The 18,402-nt window shown below is 70.6% G+C and carries 18 protein-coding genes and 1 pseudogene; 7 read left to right on the forward strand and 12 right to left on the reverse strand.

Annotated features, from left to right (window positions below):
• A pseudogene (locus ASD66_RS24680) lies at positions 1-427 on the forward strand (hypothetical protein); the annotation flags it as partial.
• A gap of 649 nt (positions 428-1,076) precedes the next feature.
• Here the strand turns inward: ASD66_RS24680 and hemB are convergent.
• The 7 genes from hemB to ASD66_RS05645 all read right to left on the reverse strand — a co-directional run bounded on the left by hemB (position 1,077) and on the right by ASD66_RS05645 (position 8,879).
• On the reverse strand, positions 1,077-2,054 hold the full coding sequence (gene hemB, locus ASD66_RS05615) for a porphobilinogen synthase (RefSeq protein ID WP_056688668.1): 978 nt from the start codon (positions 2,052-2,054) through the stop codon (positions 1,077-1,079).
• 85 nt (positions 2,055-2,139) lie between these two features.
• Positions 2,140-3,852 (reverse strand): uroporphyrinogen-III synthase, encoded by a 1,713-nt coding sequence (locus tag ASD66_RS05620; protein WP_056890263.1) that lies wholly within the window; start codon positions 3,850-3,852, stop codon positions 2,140-2,142.
• Entirely contained in the window at positions 3,849-4,790 is a 942-nt protein-coding gene (gene hemC, locus ASD66_RS05625) for a hydroxymethylbilane synthase (RefSeq protein ID WP_056890264.1), read from the reverse strand. Before hemC ends, ASD66_RS05620 begins: the two co-directional genes overlap by 4 nt.
• The gene (locus tag ASD66_RS05630; protein ID WP_056688677.1) at positions 4,787-6,088 is read right to left on the reverse strand and encodes a glutamyl-tRNA reductase; all 1,302 of its coding nucleotides are present in this window, start codon (positions 6,086-6,088) and stop codon (positions 4,787-4,789) included. Before ASD66_RS05630 ends, hemC begins: the two co-directional genes overlap by 4 nt.
• A complete protein-coding gene (locus tag ASD66_RS05635) occupies positions 6,085-6,771 on the reverse strand; it encodes a redox-sensing transcriptional repressor Rex (protein ID WP_056688679.1) in 687 nt (228 codons plus the stop codon). The genes ASD66_RS05630 and ASD66_RS05635 overlap by 4 nt, the downstream gene beginning before the upstream one ends.
• A gap of 223 nt (positions 6,772-6,994) precedes the next feature.
• Positions 6,995-7,237: a glutaredoxin family protein gene (locus ASD66_RS05640; protein ID WP_056688681.1), complete on the reverse strand. Its 243-nt coding sequence runs from the start codon at positions 7,235-7,237 to the stop codon at positions 6,995-6,997.
• On the reverse strand, positions 7,230-8,879 hold the full coding sequence (locus ASD66_RS05645) for a class I adenylate-forming enzyme family protein (RefSeq protein WP_082599332.1): 1,650 nt from the start codon (positions 8,877-8,879) through the stop codon (positions 7,230-7,232). The genes ASD66_RS05640 and ASD66_RS05645 overlap by 8 nt, the downstream gene beginning before the upstream one ends.
• A gap of 104 nt (positions 8,880-8,983) precedes the next feature.
• On the opposite strand from ASD66_RS05645, the gene ASD66_RS05650 reads away from it, so the two are divergent.
• The 3 genes from ASD66_RS05650 to ASD66_RS05660 all read left to right on the forward strand — a co-directional run bounded on the left by ASD66_RS05650 (position 8,984) and on the right by ASD66_RS05660 (position 11,994).
• Positions 8,984-9,871, forward strand: coding sequence for an HAD family hydrolase (locus ASD66_RS05650; protein ID WP_235529968.1), 888 nt, complete (start codon positions 8,984-8,986; stop codon positions 9,869-9,871).
• 103 nt (positions 9,872-9,974) lie between these two features.
• Positions 9,975-10,745: a sigma-70 family RNA polymerase sigma factor gene (locus ASD66_RS05655; RefSeq protein WP_056890265.1), complete on the forward strand. Its 771-nt coding sequence runs from the start codon at positions 9,975-9,977 to the stop codon at positions 10,743-10,745.
• A 121-nt stretch (positions 10,746-10,866) separates the two neighbouring features.
• On the forward strand, positions 10,867-11,994 hold the full coding sequence (locus tag ASD66_RS05660; protein WP_056890266.1) for a DUF5667 domain-containing protein: 1,128 nt from the start codon (positions 10,867-10,869) through the stop codon (positions 11,992-11,994).
• 68 nt (positions 11,995-12,062) lie between these two features.
• Here ASD66_RS05660 and ASD66_RS05665 read toward each other — a convergent pair whose 3' ends face one another.
• The 4 genes from ASD66_RS05665 to ASD66_RS05675 form a co-directional block, all read right to left on the reverse strand.
• Entirely contained in the window at positions 12,063-13,190 is a 1,128-nt protein-coding gene (locus tag ASD66_RS05665) for a lysophospholipid acyltransferase family protein (protein ID WP_056688688.1), read from the reverse strand.
• A complete protein-coding gene (locus tag ASD66_RS05670) occupies positions 13,183-14,220 on the reverse strand; it encodes an NAD-dependent epimerase/dehydratase family protein (RefSeq protein WP_056688690.1) in 1,038 nt (345 codons plus the stop codon). The genes ASD66_RS05665 and ASD66_RS05670 overlap by 8 nt, the downstream gene beginning before the upstream one ends.
• A 16-nt stretch (positions 14,221-14,236) precedes the next feature.
• The gene (locus ASD66_RS24075) at positions 14,237-14,338 is read right to left on the reverse strand and encodes a 30S ribosomal protein bS22 (protein ID WP_008356322.1); all 102 of its coding nucleotides are present in this window, start codon (positions 14,336-14,338) and stop codon (positions 14,237-14,239) included.
• A gap of 172 nt (positions 14,339-14,510) precedes the next feature.
• Complete coding sequence (locus ASD66_RS05675; protein WP_056688692.1) at positions 14,511-14,711, reverse strand: helix-turn-helix domain-containing protein; 201 nt, start codon at positions 14,709-14,711, stop codon at positions 14,511-14,513.
• Between the two features lie 390 nt (positions 14,712-15,101).
• Here ASD66_RS05675 and trpS point away from each other — a divergent pair, with 390 nt between their 5' ends.
• From trpS to ASD66_RS05690, 3 genes are read left to right on the forward strand one after another with little or no spacing between them, the layout of a single operon-like run.
• Positions 15,102-16,052: a tryptophan--tRNA ligase gene (trpS, locus tag ASD66_RS05680; RefSeq protein ID WP_056890267.1), complete on the forward strand. Its 951-nt coding sequence runs from the start codon at positions 15,102-15,104 to the stop codon at positions 16,050-16,052.
• Between the two features lie 52 nt (positions 16,053-16,104).
• Complete coding sequence (locus tag ASD66_RS05685; protein ID WP_056890268.1) at positions 16,105-16,764, forward strand: HAD family hydrolase; 660 nt, start codon at positions 16,105-16,107, stop codon at positions 16,762-16,764.
• 23 nt (positions 16,765-16,787) lie between these two features.
• Complete coding sequence (locus ASD66_RS05690; protein ID WP_056890269.1) at positions 16,788-17,522, forward strand: biotin/lipoate A/B protein ligase family protein; 735 nt, start codon at positions 16,788-16,790, stop codon at positions 17,520-17,522.
• 66 nt (positions 17,523-17,588) lie between these two features.
• Here the strand turns inward: ASD66_RS05690 and proC are convergent, their stop codons facing one another.
• On the reverse strand, positions 17,589-18,392 hold the full coding sequence (gene proC, locus ASD66_RS05695; protein WP_082599389.1) for a pyrroline-5-carboxylate reductase: 804 nt from the start codon (positions 18,390-18,392) through the stop codon (positions 17,589-17,591).
• Positions 18,393-18,402: the final 10 nt, after the last annotated feature.

Genomic DNA, 18,402 nt, shown 5'->3' on the forward strand with positions numbered 1-18,402 from the left:
GCACCCCACCAACGGCGGCAAGGTCGGCTCCCCGCACACTGCCTCCGGCGGCAACAACACCGGCAACACCGGCTCGAACAACCCGAGCACGCCCACCGCGGGGTCGCCGTCCGATGACCCGACCACCGGCACCCCCGACCCCGGCACCACCGACCCCGGCGACGACCCGACCGACCCGCTCAACGAGACACTCACGAAGACGGGCGAGGCGATCAAGGGCGCCGTCAAGGACCCGGTCGAAGCGGTGCTCACCCTCACCGACGCGATCAACCTGTGCAACGCCCAGATCCCGAGCCTGGGTCTGCTTGGCGACCGCTCAACTGCCGTCGACCGCTGCGCCCAGCGCGTCCAGGGCTCGACCGAGGAGCGTGCGCTCGCGATCATTCCGAACACCCTGCTCGGCATCCTCGACTGGCTGGGGCTCTGACCCACCCAGGCGAACGGCCCGGACTCCACACGGAGTCCGGGCCGTTCGGCATTTGCGCCACCGGGTGCAGCGAAACGGCCCACTCCGCGTGCAGACGCCGTCCGTTTCGCGACTCTCGATGTGGTCAGCGGGCCTCACCGAGCATGTGCACCCGCGCCGGCGACAACTCGGCCAGACCTCGGCGGCGGACCGTGCGACAGGTAAGTCGGGGGCTCGGCATCAGGTCCACGCGCGGATCCGGCCCGAAGTCGCCGAGTTACCTGTCCTACGGTCCGTTGCGGCCCGGAGGCAGGCGAGGAACTGGTCGCCGATGACCCCTGACGTTCATCTGGGCATACAGTTCGGCAGCCGTGGTGCCGAGCTCACGCTCAGCGGTCGCCCGTGCGGCGTGAACCGTATGTCGACATGTGCAACCATCGGCGCGGCGAGCTGGCCAAGGTCAGATCCGCAGGGGGCGAAGCGCACGGGCAGCGTCACCGGCGGTGACGGTGTGCTCGACCTTGCGCACCGGCCTTCTTGCAGCAGGTGACTGCCCGGCGGTGCACACGCCGGTGGGCCAGGCGGTGCACAGGCCCGTAGGCAAGGCGGTGCACAGGCCGGTGGGCGAGGCGGTGCACACGCCGGTGGGCAGACAGCGCGGCGGCGAACCTCAGCGGCGCAGGAGGCGGGCGGCCTCGGCGGCCCAGTAGGTCAGCACCACGTCGGCACCGGCCCGGCGGATGGAGAGCAGTGTCTCCATGATCGCGGCCTCGCGGTCGATCCAGCCGTTGGCGGCCGCGGCCTCGACCATGGCGTACTCCCCCGAGATGTTGTACGCCGCCACGGGTACGTCGACCGCGTCGCGCACCCGGCGGATGACGTCGAGGTAGGCCAGGGCCGGCTTGACCATCACGAGGTCCGCGCCCTCGGCAATGTCGAGCAGCGCCTCGCGGACGCCCTCGACGGCGTTGCCGGAGTCCTGTTGGTAGGTGCGCCGGTCGCCCTGGAGCGAGGAGTTGACCGCCTCACGGAACGGTCCGAAGAACGCGGAGGCGTATTTCGCGGAGTAGGCCAGGATCGAAACGTCGGAGGCACCGGCGTCGTCGAGGGCAGCGCGGACCACCCCCACCTGGCCGTCCATCATCCCGCTGGGTCCGACCATGTGCACCCCGGCGGCGGCGTGCGCGCGGGCCATCTCGGCGTACACCTCGAGGGTGGCGTCGTTGTCGACCCGCCCCGCGTCGTCGAGGACGCCGCAGTGGCCGTGCGAGGTGAACTCGTCGAGGCACAGGTCGCTCATCACGGTCAGCGCGTCACCGACCTCGGAGACGACGTCGGCGATCGCCACGTTGAGGATGCCGTCGGGGTCGAGGGCACCCGACCCGGTGGCGTCCTTCTCGGACGGGATGCCGAAGAGCATGACGCCGCCGAGTCCCAGAGAGGCGGCCTCGGCGGCGGCCTCCTTCAGCGACGAGCGGGTGTGCTGCACGACGCCGGGCATCGAGGAGATCGGCACCGGCTCGGTGGCGCCCTCACGGACGAAGACCGGCAGCACCAGCTGGCGCGCCTCGAGCGAGGTCTCCGCGACCATCGCGCGCAGTGCCGGCGTACGGCGCAGACGGCGGGGTCGGACTGTCGGGAACTCCATGCTGCTCCTCCGCTCGGGTGGAAAATGCCGGACGTCCTGCGTCGTGGCCGCCGGAGCGACCCCGACGCAGGACGTCACGGATGGATCAGGACGTCGTGGCCCGGCGACGGGTCGACGGCTTGCGGTCGGACGGCTTGGTGACCGGCTGGCCGCTCTCGACCAGCGACGCACGACGCGTGGCACCGAAGTCGGCGAGCGCGTCGACGAGCACCTCGACCGACGGTTCGCTGGCCATCACGTCGACCCGCAGGCCGTGCTCCTCGGCGGTCTTGGCGGTGGCCGGACCGATCACCGCGATCACGGTCGAGGCGTGCGGCTTGCCGGCGATGCCGACCAGGTTGCGCACCGTCGAGGACGAGGTGAACACGACCGCGTCGAACTTGCCCGACTTGATCGCGTCACGCGTCGGCGCCGGCGGCGGCGTGGCCCGCACCGTGCGGTAGGCGGTGACGTCGTCGCACTCCCAGCCCAGGTCGATCAGGCCGGCCACGAGGTTCTCGGTGGCGATGTCGGCGCGGGGCAGGAAGACCCGGTTGATCGGGTCGAGCACGTCGTCGTACGGCGGCCAGTCCTCGAGCAGGCCGGCAGCGGACTGCTGGCCCGAGGGCACCAGGTCGGCGCGCAGGCCCCACGCGGCGATGGCCGCGGCGGTCTTGTCGCCGACTGCGGCGATCTTGAGGCCCGAGAAGGCACGTGCGTCGAGGCCGTACTCCTCGAACTTCTCGCGCACGGCCTTGACCGCGTTGACCGAGGTGAACGCGATCCACTCGTAGCGACCCTCGACCAGGCCGCGCACGGCCTTGTCCATCTGCTGCGGGTTGCGCGGCGGCTCGACCGAGATCGTCGGGACCTCCTCGGGGACGGCGCCGTAGCCGCGCAGGCGCGAGGTCAGCGAACCGGCCTGCTCCTTGGTGCGCGGCACCAGCACCCGCCAGCCGAAGAGCGGCTTGGTCTCGAACCACGACAGGGTCTCGCGCAGGTTGACCACGTCGCCGACCACGGTGATCGCCGGCGGGGCGATCTTGGCGGCGCGGGCGTCGGCGGCGATGCGCTCGAGCGTCGAGGTGACGGTCGACTGGGTGGTGGTCGTGCCGGACTGGGTCATCGCGACCGGCGTCGTCGCCGAGCGGCCGGCGTCGATCAGTGCCTTGGCGATGTCACCGATCGAGCCGACCGCCGAGAGCAGCACCAGGGTGCGGTTGTCGGCGTACCGGCTCCAGTCGATCTTCTCGCCACAGGTGACCACGGCGACCTCGCGGTTGTTGCGCGTGGTCAGCGGCACTCCGGCGTACGCCGGCACCGCGGTGGCCGACGAGACACCGGGCACGATCTCGAAGCCGATGTCGGCCTTGGCACAGGCCTGGGCCTCCTCGGGCCCGGAGGCGTAGAGGAACGGGTCGCCGTTCATCAGGCGTACGACGCGGAGCCCGCGCCTGGCCTGCTTGACGACCACCTTGGCGCGGTTCGCGTGGGTCAGCGGCTGGCCGTCGGGGCCGAACCCACCGTCGACGATCTCGGGGCCGGCGGCCTCCTCGAGCGTCTCGTTGCCGTCCTCGTCGGCGACCACCCGCGGCTCCGGGATGCCGAGCACGGCGCGCACGAACGCGGCATGCTCGGGCAGCTCGGTGACGACGACCTCGGCGTCGCGGAGCAGCTCGGCCGCCCGCACGGTCAACAGGTCGGGGTCACCGGGGCCACTGCCCACGAATGCCACCCACCCGCGTGCCTGCGAAGGGATCGTTGACGGGCCCTGCACGGATGCGGGGGCCGGCGTGGTCTTGATCTTTCGTCCAGTCATGCCTGCTGCCTTCTACCTGGTGTGTCGATCAGTTCAGCTGCGCCCTCTTCGAGCATTCCGGCCGCCAACCGGGTGCCCACTCCTGCCGCGTCGGCGAGTGGGCCACTCGCTGATCTGCGGATGTCGATCGTGCCGTCGTGCGACAACGCCACGGCGCGGATCCAGACCTCGTGTCCGTCCTGCCCGTCGTCGACCACTTCGGCCAGTGCTCCCACCGGGGCCGAGCATCCGGCCTCCAGCGTGCTGAGCACGGCCCGCTCCGCCTCCACGGCGGCCCGGGTGAACCGGTCGTCGAGGTGTTCGCGCAGTCGTGCTGCCAGCTCCGTGTCGGTGGTGCGGCACTCGACGGCGAGGGCTCCCTGCCCCGGGGCCGGCAGCATCTGGATCGGGTCGATGGTCTCGGTGACCAGCTCGAGCCGACCGATGCGCGCCAACCCGGCACGGGCCAGGATCACGCCGTCGACCTCACCCGAGGTGACCTTGCCGACGCGGGTGTCGATGTTCCCGCGAAGTCCCACGATCTCCAAACCGAGACCGAGGGCGCCGAGCTGGGAGGCCCGGCGCGGCGACCCGGTGGCGACGACGGAGCCCTGCGGCAGCTCACCGAGGGTGAGCCCGTCGCGGGCGACCAGCACGTCGCGCGGGTCCTCGCGGGTGGGTACGGCGGCCAGGGTGATGCCCTCGGCCGGTGCGGTTGGGATGTCCTTGAGCGAGTGCACGGCCACGTCGACCCGGCCGTCGAGCAGGGCGTCGCGCAGTGCGCTGACGAAGACGCCGGTGCCGCCGAGCGTGGCCAGCGGGGCACGAGAGACGTCGCCCTCGGTGGTGATCTCGACGAGCTCGACCTCGACGCCGAGGCGCTCGCTGATCATCTCGGCCACGTGGCCGCACTGGGTGCGGGCCAGCAGGGAGGCGCGGGTACCGATCCTGATCGTCATGTCAGACGCCCCGCTCGGGTGACCGCGTCGACGGCCTCCGGGTCGAGGGCGAAGAGCTCGCGCAGGGCAGCCGCGTAGGACACGGCACCGGTCTCGTTGGCGAGCTCCTTGACCCTGGTGGTGGGCTGGTGCAGCAATTTGTCGGCCACCCGGCGTACGGCCTGCTCCACCTCGGCGCGGGACGCGTCGTCGAGGTCGGGCAGGCGGGTGAGCAGCCGCTCGATCTCGCCGTCGACGACGTCGGTGGCCATGCTGCGCAGGGCGACCACGGTCGGGGTGACGCTCGCCTTGCGGCGGGCGCTGACGAAGGCGGCGACCTCCTGGCCGACGATCTCGCGGACGCCGATCACCTCGAGGGCACCGTCAGTGCCGGAGAGGTCGGAGGCGAGTCGGCGCAGGTCGATCACGGAGACGCCGGGGAGGTCGGCCACGGCCGGGTCGACGTCGTGCGGGAGGGCCAGGTCGAGGAAGACCAGGGGGTCGTGGTTGCCGGCCCGTGCGGCGGCCACCTGGCCGGCGGTGACCACCTGACCGGTGGCGCCGGTGCAGGAGACCACCAGGTCGGCCGTGGCCAGCTCGTGAGTGATCTCGGAGAGGGGCAGCGAGCGGGCGCCGTACTCGGTGGCGAGGCGTTCGGCGTTGCCCTCGGTGCGGTTGAGCACGGCGATGTCGGCCGCGCCCAAGCGGGACACGGTGGCCACCGAGAGTGCGGCCATCGCGCCGGCCCCGACGACGGCGACGCGCTTGCCGGCGACGCTGCCGATGTCGGCGGCGGCCAGGTCGAGGGCCGCCGAGACCATGGAGGGTGCGGCGCGGTCGATGTCGGTCTCGGCGTGGGAGCGCTTGCCGACCCGCAGGGCCTGCTGGAAGAGCACGTTGAGCGCGGGACCGACGGTTCCGGACTCCTGGCCGAAGCGGAGCGCCTCGCGGGCCTGGCCGAGGATCTGGCCCTCGCCGACGACCATCGAGTCGAGCCCGGCGGCGACGTGGAAGAGGTGCGACACGGCACCGTCGTCGTAGTGCACGTAGAGGCAGGAGAGCAGGTCGTTGTCGAGCGCCAGATCGGCGCCCCGGTCGCAGAGCAGCCGCGAGATCTCCTCGACGCTGCCGTGGAAGCGCTCGACCTCGGTGTAGATCTCGAGGCGGTTGCAGGTGGCCAGCACGGTGGCCTCGGCGACGTGGTCGACGCCGATGACGTCGGTCAGCAGCTTGGCGACACCGTCCTCGTCGAGGGCGAGACGTTCGAGCAGGTCCACCGGGGCTGTGCGATGTGAGATTCCGACCACGAGGATGCTCACGCGATCACCTCCTGGTCCGTTGCGTGGCCCAGGTCCGCGTCGGGAGCCGCCTTGCGCTGCTCGTGGTAGGCGAGGATCTGGAGTTCGATGGAAAGGTCGACCTTGCGTACGTCGACTCCCTCGGGCACCGAGAGCACCGTCGGGGCGAAGTTGAGAATGCTGGTGACGCCGGCGGCGACCATGCGGTCGGCGACGTCCTGGGCGGCCACCGCGGGCGTGGCGATCACGCCGATGGAGACGGACTCGGCGGCGACAATCTCCTCGAGGTCGTCGAAGGGACGCACCTCGAGGCCGGCCACCGCCTCGTCGTGGCGTTCGGGGGCGGCGTCGAGAAGGGCCACGACGCGGAAGCCTCGCGAGCGGAATCCGGAGTAGTTGGCCAGCGCGTTGCCGAGGTTTCCGATGCCGACGATGACGACCGGCCAGTCCTGGGTGACGCCGATCTCGCGGGCGATCTGGTAGCGCAGGTAGTCGACGTCGTAGCCGACCCCGCGGGTGCCGTAGGAGCCGAGGTAGGAGAGGTCCTTGCGGAGCTTCGCACTGTTCACGCCGGTGGCGGTGGCGAGGTCCTCGCTGGAGCAGGTGCCGATGCCGCGCTCGACGAGCACGGTCAGCGCCCGGAGGTAGATCGGCAGCCGGGCCACGGTCGCCTCGGGGATCTCACGACCAGCGGTCCGGGCCACGCCGTCGACAGGTGCAGCCCCATGGGGGCTGCCGGCGGCGGGCGTCCGTGCGGTCAATTGTCTCGTCTCCAAGGCGCCGCCAGGCACGATTCATCACCTGGCTGGAATGCGAGGCGGTGTTCCTTGCGGCGTCGTTCACTTTAGGAGTTTGTGAACGGAAGAACAAAACGAGTCCGCACCGTGGCTACCACAGGCGGGGTGACCCATCTCACGGGGGTCCCGATCAGCCGGTCAGGGCCTGCCTGAGCCGGGCCTCGTCGACCCTCCAGAAGTCGTGCTGGCGCCCGTCGACGAACGTCACCGGGACCTCGTCGGTGAAGCGTGCCTGCAGCTCGGGATCGGCGTCGATGTCGACCTCGTCGTAGGACTCCCCGAGGTCGGCGCAGACCCGTTCGATGACCAGCCGCGCCTCGTCGCAGAGGTGGCAGCCGGTGCGGCCGTAGAGCCGGACCCGGGGCTCAGCCACCGGACGCCTCGTCGGTCGGCTGGTCGGCCGGCTCGTCGGTCGGCTCGTCGAAGAGGGCCACCCGCTGGCGGGCGGCGGCGCGGAGCCGGCCCTTCTGCACCTTGCCGGTGACGGTGTAGGGCAGCTCGTCGACCACGTGCACGGTGGTGGGCTGCTTGAAGCGGGCCAACCGGTCGGCGCAGCGGGCACGCACCGCCTCCTCGAGCCCGGCCTCGTCACCGTCAGGGGTGGCCACGACGTAGGCCACGACCGCCTCGCCGGTGAGCGGGTCCTCGACCCCGATCACGGCGCAGGCCTGCACCCCGGGGACGTCCGCGATGGTCTCCTCGACCTCGGAGGGGTAGACGTTGAAGCCGGACACGATGACGAGGTCCTTGCGCTTGTCGACCAGGAAGAGGTCCCCGTCGGTGTCGAGGAAGCCGACGTCGCCGGTGGCCCACCAGCCCTCGCCGTCGGGTCCCTCGCGACCGTCGGGCCAGTAGCCGCTGAACAGGTTGCCGCCACGGATCTCGATGTCGCCGGGGTCGCCGCCCTCGACGTCGTGACCGGCCTCGTCTCGCAGCCGGATCTCGATGCCGGGCAGCGCCGCACCGACCGAGCCGGTGGGCGCGTCCTTGCTGCACAGCGTCGAGGTGACCACCGGCGCCGCTTCGGTCAGCCCGTAGCCCTGGTGCACCGCGACTCCAGTGCTCTCGACGAAGGAGTCGATGACCTCGGCCGCCAGCGGCGCCGAGCCCGAGAGCACCAGCCGCACGGGGCCCAGGCGCTCGGCGAGGTCGTCGAGCGGCAGCCAGTGCGCGAACACCGGCGGCGCCACCGGCACCACGCTGATCGCCTCGTCCTCGATGAGGTCGAGGGTGCCGCCCGGTTCGAAGGAGTCGGCGAGCACCACGCGCACCCGCAGCCGCAGCGAGGCGCCGAGCACAGCGTTGAGGCCGTAGACGTGGAACAGCGGCAGCACCCCGAGGACCACGTCGTCGGCGGCCAGCATCGGGGGCTGGACCTCGGCGATCTGCTCGATGTTCGCCAGCAGTGCCCGGTGACTGAGCATGGCCGCGCGCGGGCGCCCCGACGTACCACTGGTGTAGAGGAGCGCGGCCAGGGTCTCGGGGTCCTGGAGCGCGGGGAGCGCGCGGCCGTGGCTGGCACTGAGGTGGGCGTAGGACCGCTCCCCCGGCTGCAACGTCGAGCCGACCGTCACCAGACGGGGCTTCGGGACGTCGGCCAGGTCGTCGGGGTCGATGCCCTCGAACTCGCCGTTGCGGGCCCGCTCGACGATCTGGAGGGCCTCGCGGACCACCGTCACGGTGTCGGTGTCGGCGATGATGATGCGGGTGCCGGAGTCGGCCAGCATGCGGGCCAGCTCGTTGGCGGTCGACCGCGGATTGACCGGTACGACGACCAGCTGCGCGCGCAACGCCCCGAGGTAGCTGGTCACGAACTCGATGCGGTTGCCGAGCACGAGCATCACGCGGTAGCCGGCGACGGCGCCCTCGTTGGCATAGCCGGCGGCGACCCGGTCGACCTCGTCCTCGAGCTCCGACCACGTGACCCGGCGTCCGCTGGACGCCTCGACGACCGCCATGCCGTCGGGCAGTTCGCGCGCGGCCGACGTCAGGAGGTCGGCGACCGAGTTCGTCATGCGCAGATACTTCCACACGAAGGTTGGTCGCTGGCGAGAACCCGAACGCCCCGGGGTACGCAGAGCGCGCCTCCGCAACGTGGGTTGCCCACTAGGGTGGAGGCGTGAACGACAAGCGGCCCCAGGCTCCCCGTCGGATCGACCTCAAGGCGCGGTCGACGATGGCCGGCGAGGCCGCGGCCGCGGCGACCGAGGTGGAGTCCGCCCTCGACGTCCCGCCCGACCCGGGGTCGGCGGCGTTCTTCGACGTCGACAACACGATCATGCAGGGCGCCAGCATCTTCCACCTCGCCCGTGGGCTGCACCGCCGCAAGTTCTTCACCACCCGCGACATCGTCGGCGCGGCCTACAAGCAGGCCTACTTCCGCCTCGTCGGCGTCGAGGACCCCGAGCACGTCGCCGAGGCCCGCAACTCGGCGCTCAGCTTCATCGCCGGACACACGGTCACCGAGCTCGAGGAGCTCGGCGAGGAGATCTTCGACGAGGCGATGGCGCACCGCATCTGGCCGGGCACGCGCGCCCAGGCCCAGCTGCACCTCGACCAGGGCCAGCGGGTCTGGCTGGTCACCGCGGCACCGATCGAGATCGCCAGCATCATCGCCCGCCGACTCGGACTGACCGGCGCCATGGGCACCGTGGCCGAGCACGAGGACGGCGTCTACACCGGCCGCCTGGTCGGCGACATGCTCCACGGTGAGGCCAAGGCCGAGGCGATCAAGGCCCTTGCGGCGCGTGAGCACCTCGACCTGAGCCGTTGCTCGGCGTACAGCGACTCCTCGAACGACCTGCCGATGCTCGGGCTCGTCGGCGACCCGGTGGCGATCAACCCCGACGCGAAGCTGCGGGCCCACGCCCGCGAGCAGGGCTGGCGGATCCGGGACTACCGCACCGGACGCAAGGCCGCCCGGGCCGGGCTGGTCCTGGGCGCCGTCGCCGGAGCGGCAACGGGGTCGGTCGCCGCAGCAGCAGCACTGCGCCGCAACCGCAACTGAACGTGTCGGGCACCTCACATTCTGGAGAGGTGTTCACAGATGACCGAAAATTACCTACTCTTGGGTAGCGGGCCAGGGAGAGGACCGCGGGAGGGCAGGATCGATGTCTTGGGGAGCGCAGGACCTCGCGCGCGGCATGACCGCGTTGCGGGACGCGGTTCTCGCGACCCTCGCCGCTGAGCCCGAGCTGGCCCACGGCCTCGCCGGCGGCTCCGGCGTCGTGCTCACCCAGGACGTGCTGGCCGGCACCCGTCCCTCGGGCGGCGGCAACGGGTCGTACGACGACGCCGACCAGGCCGCGTCCTCCGCGGAGAACGAAGCCGATCGCGAACGCATGATCGCACTGGTCGAGCTGGCCCGTGGAGGCGACAAGGAGGCCTTCGGGCAGCTCTTCGACCACTACCACCCGGCGGTCTACCGGTTCCTCTACTACCGCACCCGGTCCCAGACCCTGGCCGAGGACCTCGCCTCGGAGACGTTCTTCCGTGCGCTGCGGTCGATGAACAACTTCCGCTGGCAGGGCAAGGACTTCGGCGCCTGGCTGATGACCATCGCGCGCAACCTGACCACCGACCACTTCAAGGCCGGCCGCACCCGCCTCGAGATGACCACCGAGGACATGGGCGCCCACGACGACGTCACCGACGGACCCGAGTCCGCCGTCCTCGCGTCCCTCACCAACGAGTCGTTGCTGGCCGCCCTGCAGAAGCTCCCCAAGGAGCAGCAGGAGTGCCTGATCATGCGGTTCCTCCAGGGCATGAGCATCGCCGAGACTGCCCAGGTGCTGGCCCGTTCCGACGGCGCAGTCAAGCAGTTGCAGCTGCGCGGCGTGCGCAACCTGGCGAAGTTGCTGCCCGCGGGGATGAGGGACTGATGTCGCCTACGTCTCAGACCGTAACCTCGGTTCCCCGCGCCTCGTTGTTCCTGTCGACAGGGTCACTGCCGACGGCTGCGTGCGGCCGGCGTGACGTGAACGAACCGACGGGAAGAGCGCGATGATCTCGGTGCTTCCGGCACACAGGCGTGCCGAGGAGTTCAACGCCCAGCTCGAGGGCGCGGGCGGCAGCCACAACTCACGGCATGCCGACCTCCTCGAACTGGTCTCCGCCATGCGCTCGGTCGAGGCCCCCGCACCGCGGCCCGACTTCGTCGCGGACCTGCGGGCCCGACTGATGGCCGAGGCCGACGTCGCCCTGACCGAGGTCGACCGCAAGCTGGCCCTGCCGGCCCACCCGCGCAGCCACCGCGACCGGCGCATCGCCGTGCTGGCCGGCACCGCGGCTCTCCTGGGCGCCACGACCTCGGTCGCCGTTGCGGCCCAGGGCACCCTCCCGGGCGACACGCTCTACCCGGTGAAACGGGCCATCGAGGGCATCCAGTCCTCCCTCACGTTCGACGACACCGCCCGCAGCGAGACCGTCCTCGACCAGGCCACCGGCCGTCTCCTCGAGGTCGAGGCGCTGGCCCGCCAGGTCGACTCCAGCCGGGCCGACCAGCTGCCGTCCACCCTCGACGACTTCTCCAGCCAGGCCGGGGAGGGCGCCGACCTGATCTTCACCGAGTACGACGAGACCGGTGACACCGATCCCCTCGTCGAGCTCAACGGCTTCGTCGACTCCAGCATGAAGAAGCTGGTCGACCTCGACGCGCTGCTCCCCTCGACGGTCACCGACTCGCTGCGCAACGCCACCACCGTGCTGACCCGCATCGACGACGAGATCACCAAGCTCTGCCCCGAGTGCGCCGGCGGCATCCTGCAGCTGCCCGCCCGGCTGACCAGTGCACTGGGCAGCGCCGACCCGGGCCCCGTGGTCACCCCGAAGCAGAAGGCCTCCACTCCCGGCGACTCGACGCCCAACCAGGCGATCGACCCGAAGGACGTCATCCCGCTGCCCCCGGTCGGCGGCGACTCGACGCCTGACTCCCCGACGTCCGACCCGACGAAGACGATCACCGAGGAAACCCCCAAGACGGTGAAGAAGACCGTCAAGGCGGTCGAGGGGACGCTCAAGGGCGGCAACGAGCTCCTGCTCGGCACTAACGGCGTGCTCGGCCCCGTCACCACGACGCTCGACCCGCTGCTCGGGCCCATCCTCGGTGACGGCGGCCTGCTCAGCGACTGAGCCGTCGCCCCGCCCTACACACCGGTCGGCCTTCGAGGACCAGCCCGCGAAGGTCACGTTCTCGCAGGTCAGCCGAAGACCGACTTGCGCTCCATCAGCAGCTTGTAGAGCGACTGCTGGATCGTCTCGCGCACCTGGTCGGTCACGTTGAAGACCAGCATCGGGTCGTCGGCGGCGTTCTCGTCGTACTCGTCGGTGCGGATCGGCTCACCGAACTCCAGCAGCCACTTCGAGGGCAGCGGCACGAGTCCGAGCGGGCCCAGCAGCGGGAAGAACGGCGTGATCGGGATGTAGGGGATGCCGAGCAACCGGGCCAGTGAGGGCACGTTGCCGACCAACGGATAGATCTCCTCGGCACCGACCACGGACAGCGGGATGATGGGTACGCCGGTGCGCAGTGCGGCCGAGACGAATCCGCCGCGGCCGAAGCGCTGGAGCTTGTAGCGCTCGGAGAACGGCTTGCCGATGCCCTTGAAGCCCTCGGGCCAGACTCCGACCAGCTCGCCCTGGCGCAGCATGCGCTCGGCATCCTCGCTGCACGCGAGGGTGGCGCCGCCCTTGCGGGCCACACCGCCGACCACGGGCAGCTGGAAGACCAGGTCAGCACCGAGCGGGCGCAGGAACCGGCCGGCCTTGTCGTGCGTGGTGACCATGGTCATCAACCCATCGATCGGCACCGTGCCGGAGTGGTTGGAGACCACCAGCGCGCCGCCCTCCGCGGGGATGTTCTCGAGGCCGCGCACCTCGATGCGGAACCACTTCTCGGCGACCGGGCGAAGGGCGGCCATGAAGAACTTCTCGGTGATCTCCGCGTCGAAGCCGTACTCGTCGACGACGTACTCGCCGTTGACCCGGCGGCGCAGGAACGCGAGGAAGTGGGCCAGCCGCGGCTCCCAGTCGGTGCCGAAGACCTCACGGGCGGCCTGGTTGATCGCGCTCAGCCAGTCACCGATCGGGATACCGCCGCCGGGGGCGCGGTCGACCGCAGTGGTCGCCGACGTCCCGGGTGTGCGCACCGCCGGCTGCTCGATGACCGGGGTGTCGGTCGTCGGCTCGTCGGCCTTCACCCGGGTCGGCTTGGAGGCAGCCTTGCGACCGGTGGCCAGACCGCGCGCGGCCGACGACGGTCGCTTGCTGCCACTGCCGCGACCGGGGCGGCCACGGGTGCCGATCGGGATGATGTCTGCGTCACCCACGGGCGTCTCCTCGCGTCAGCTGGTGGGAGAGTCCGGCCAGCACGTTGTCCGGAGAGGCAAGGCGCCCCGGTGAGTGGATGCCCGGCGGCAGGGTGGCCGCGAAGTCCGCGAACGCGCCGGCGGTGGTGTACTGCGGCTCGAAGCCCAGCTCGGTGCGCATCCGGGTGGTGTCGACGCCGCGACCGAAGGTCAGGAACTTGACCTGCTCGGGCGAGAAGTCGGCATGGCCGAGCTTGCGGAGGGCGGTGCCGAGGCCGCCGACCGCGAAGGACGGCAGCGGCAGGGTGGCGCGGCCCATGCGGCGGGCGGCCTGGGAGAGCATGATGACGCCGTCGCCGGCGACGTTGAACGTGCCGACGGCATCGGAGAGCACGCCGTGGCGCATCACGGCCATCAGGTCGTCGACGTGCAGGAACTGCAGGCGCGGGTCGAATCCGAGGACGGTCGGCAGCACCGGCAGCTTGAAGTACTGGGTGATCGGCGACTGGACCCCGGGGCCGAGGATGTTGGCCGCGCGCAGGGTCGCCACCTCGACGTCGGGTCGGCGGCGCGCGAAACCGCGCACGTAGCCCTCGACCTCGTAGGCGTCGCGGGAGTAGCCCGAGCTCGGCGTGCGCTTCGGGTTCATCTCCTCGGTGAACATCGCCGGGTCGCGGTTGCTGGCGCCGTACACCGTGGTGGTCGACTTGACCACGAGTCGCTGCAGCCCCGGGGCGCGCTGGCAGGCCGCGAGGAGCTGCATCGTGCCGATGACGTTGAGCTCCTTCATCGTCCCCCGACCGCCGACGCCACCAGGGGTGGCGATGACGCTCATGTGGACGACCGTGTCGACGTCTTCCTTGGCGATCACCTTGGCGATCACGGGCGTGCGGATGTCCGCACGGATGAAGTCGACACCGGAGGTGTCACCACGCGGCGGGACGATGTCCACGCCGATGACGCGATCTACGGCGGGGTCGTCGGCAAGTTCGCGCGCCAGCCGTCGCCCGAGGTCCCTCGAGACCCCGGTGACCAGGACGACCCTGCCCATGACCCCGCCCCGAGTCTTACTTGCCGAGCTTGCGGCGCTGGACGCGCGTCTTCTTCAGGAGCTTGCGGTGCTTCTTCTTCGCCATACGCTTACGGCGCTTCTTGATGACTGAACCCACTGTTTTCCTTCCAGAGCTGTGGTCGCGCCCGACAGAGCGGCCGGGGCGACCGGCACAGCCTATCCGCCAATGGGCAGGCAGCAGAAACCAGCGGTCAATTGACCACTATCCGGCTCTGGAAGGAATTGGGCCCCGGCGCTTCCCCGGGAGCCCGGACTCAGTCTGAACAGGCTCAGCCTGCGTCGAAGAAACTGCGCTCGAGATAGGCGTTGACGTCCTTCTCGGTGACGCGGAAGGAACGGCCGACCCGGACGGCGGGGAGCTCCCCGTTGTGCACGAGGCGGTAGACGGTCATCTTGGACACGCGCATAGTCGCCGCGACCTCAGCGATCGTCAGGAACTTCACCTCGGAGATATCGCCCGAGTTTGCCATGGCACACCACAACTTTCCTCCGGCACGTCACTCGCTTCCCCACGAGTGATCAGCGTGCCTCACTCCCGTGAGAATAGGGCCTGATGTGACCTGTGGGGAAGGGTGGACGGAAAAATAGTTCTGGGCACTCGGCGTGTCGGATTGAACTCACTCCCCCACGAACCGTGGATTGTTGCGTCGCGAGCCGTGGATTGTTGATGCGCGAGCCGTGGGTTCTTGGTGGTTGGCCCAGTTGTGGCACCATCGAGGGGTGCTGACGAACCGCTCCACCCAGTGGTGGCCCGCCTGACCGGCGGACCCCACTTCGACGCACCCCTTCGAAAATCGGCCGCCCTCGGGCGGCCGTCGTGCATTTCGGCTGACCCGTGGGCCCTCACCCCAGGAGTCACCATGATCAAGCTCTCGCTCTTCAAGCCCACGGGTCACCTCACGCTCGGCAACCACCTCGGAGCCCTGCGCCCCATGGTGGCCGGCCAGGCGGAGGGCCGCGGCTTCTACGGCATCGCCGACCTGCACGCGCTGACCGTGCCGCACGAACCGGCCAGGTTGCGGGCGCTCAGCGCCGAGATGGCCCGTCTGATGGTCGCCGTCGGCCTCGACCGGAGCACGCTGTTCGTGCAGAGCCGGGTGCCCGCGCACTCCGAGCTCTCGTTCCTGCTCGAGTCCACGGTGCACACCGGCGAGCTGAACCGGATGATCCAGTTCAAGGAGAAGGGCCGCGACCAGCCCTCCACCCGCGCCTCGCTCTACACCTACCCGGCACTGATGGCGGCCGACATCCTGCTCTACCGACCCGAGCAGGTGCCGGTCGGCGACGACCAGCGCCAGCACGTCGAACTCACCCGTGACCTGGCGCTCCGCTTCAACCGGCTGTACGGCGAGGTGTTCACCGTGCCGGAGATCGTCACGCCACCCTCCGGTGCGCGGGTGATGGACCTCCAGGACCCGATCACCAAGATGGGCAAGTCGCACGTCGACGGTGCCGGCATCATCTACCTGCTCGACCCGCCCGACGTCGTACGCCGGAAGGTGGCACGGGCCGTCACGGACTCCGAGGTCGGTGCCGCCTCGGTGCGCGCAGACCGCGACGCCAAGCCGGGCGTGACGAACCTGCTCGACATCCTCACCGCGTGTGGCGGATCGGCCGACGGCATCACGACGTACGGCGCACTCAAGGCGGCGGTCACCGAGGCAGTGGTCAACGAGCTCGAGCCGATCCAGAAGCGGTTCGCCGACCTCGACGACGCCGCGGTCACGGAGGTCTTCGAGAGCGGTGCGGCAACCTGTCGACAGGTCACTGCCCCGGTGCTGGCCGCCGCCCGCACCGCCATGGGCCTGTGATGACGCGTTCCTGCGCACGGGGGCGGGACGGCGAGTGCCCTAGGTTGATCCGGTGATCCGCGCCGTGCTGTTCGACCTCGACGACACCCTGGTCGACCACACGTCTGCGGCCGACGAGGCTGTCACGGCATGGGCCGCCGAACAGGGGCTGCCCGGCACGCCTGACGAGCAGCGCACGCGCTGGACCGACGTGTCGAGCCGGCACTACGCGCGCTACCAGAGCCGGGAGCTGACGTTCGCCGGCCAACGCCGCGAACGGGCCCGGGACTTCCTCGACCGTGAGCTCTCCGACGACGACGCGGACGCCGTGTTCGCCGGCTACCTGGTCCACTACGAGGCGCGCTGGCGGCCGTTCCCGGACGCCCGGCCCGAGCTCGAGCGGCTCGTGGAGCGCGGCCACCTGGTCGCCGTACTCACCAACGGCGAGCGTGCGCACCAGGTGAAGAAGATCAGCACGGTCGGGCTCGACGATCTCGGACTGCCCGTGTTCGCCAGCTCCGACTACCCGCGCGGCAAGCCAGATCCGGCGCCGTTCCTCGGCACCTGCGCGGCCCTGGGCGTCGACGCCGGTGACACGCTGATGGTCGGCAACTCGCTTCGACAGGACGCGGGCGGCGCGCTCGGTGCCGGGCTGCACGCCGTACTGCTCGACCGGAACGACGAACACCCGCACCACACCGGCCGACGGATCCAGTCGCTGGACGAACTCTGACCAGAGCGGACTAGGTTGCTGGGGTGGATCTCCTTCGCGGCCGCGTGGCCGATGCCGACCCTGCCCTCGAGATGGCTGCCTCACACGCCCTGCTCCGACGGGCCAGCCGGGGCGAGATCGACGCCGCGCTGCGCGTGTTCCGGCCGACGACGATGGTGGCGTTCGGGCGCCGGGACACCAACCGTCCCGGCTTCCCGGCCGCAGCGCAGGCCTGTCGCGACGCCGGCTTCACGCCCGTCGTTCGCGCATCGGGCGGCCGCGCCGTGGCGTGTACGACGACCGCACTCGTCATCGACCACGTGCAGCGCGACCCCACGTCGTTGGGCGGGATGGATGACAGGTTCGAGGACTACGGCGCCATGCTGGCCGGCGTGCTCGCGGACTTCGGGATCGATGCCCGGGTCGGGGAGGTGCCGGGCGAGTACTGCCCCGGGGCGCACTCGATCAACGCGCGCGGCGAGGTGAAGCTGATCGGCACGGCGCAGCGCATGGTGCGCGACGCGTGGCTGTTCAGCTCCGTGGTCATCGTCGACGACGCACCCAGTCTGCAGCCCCTGCTGGCCCGGGTCTACGACGCCCTGGAGGTCCGTTTCGACCCGGCGTCGGTGGGCGCCGTCGCCACCGAGTCAGGCGTGGGGGTCGACGTGCTCGAGGAGGCGTTCATCGGTGCGTACGACGACCGCTTCGGGCTCACCGAGTCGGCGTACGGCAGCCTCGACGAGGCCCGGTCAATGGTCGACGACCACCGGGTGGACTGACCGGCAAGTCATCAAGAATCCACGGTTCGCGACGCAAGAATCCACGGTTCGCGACAGGGAAGGACGTCAGGAACCCTCGGCGAGGGCCTGGGAGCGGTTGCGGGCGGCCTCCATGGCGGAGAGGAACGCGGCACGCACCTTGTGCACCTCGAGCTCGCGGATCGCGGCGGCGGTCGTGCCGGCCGGTGAGGTGACCTGCTCGCGCAGGACGGTCGGGTGGGTGCCGGTCTCGCGGAGCATCTTCGCCGAGCCGACGACGGTCTGGATGACCAGCTCGGTGGCGGTGGCACGCGGCAGGCCGAGGTGCACTCCCGCCTCGATCATCGACTCGACGACGTAGAAGACGTAGGCCGGGCCGGACCCGGAGATCGCGGTGACCGCGTCGAGGTGCTTCTCGTCGAGGCGCATCACGTGACCGGTGGCACCCAGCAGCTGCTCGGCCTCGGCGAGGTGCTCCTCGTCGCAGTGCGAGCCGGGCGAGATCGCGGCCATCCCCTCGTCGACCAGGGCGGGCGTGTTCGGCATGACGCGGACCACTGCCACGCCGTCGGGGATGCGGGACTCGATGAACGCGGTGGTGATGCCGGCAGCCAGCGAGACGATCAGCTGGCCGGGGCGGAGGTGCGGCTCGATCTCCTCGAGCACGGCGCCCATGTCCTGCGGCTTGACCACCAGGGCGAGGGTGTCGGCCTTCTGCGCGGCCTCGACGTTGGAGACCACGGTGACGCCGTACCGGTCCTCGAGCTCACCGGCCCGGACGGCACGCTTCTCACCGACCAGGAGGGTGTCCGGGGCAGCACCGGCCCGCAGCATTCCGGACAGGAGGCTCTCGCCCATGACGCCGGCGCCGATGATGGCGGTCTGTGCCACGCGGTCCACC

It is taken from the genome of Nocardioides sp. Root151 (assembly GCF_001427925.1).
GTDB lineage: Bacteria > Actinomycetota > Actinomycetes > Propionibacteriales > Nocardioidaceae > Nocardioides.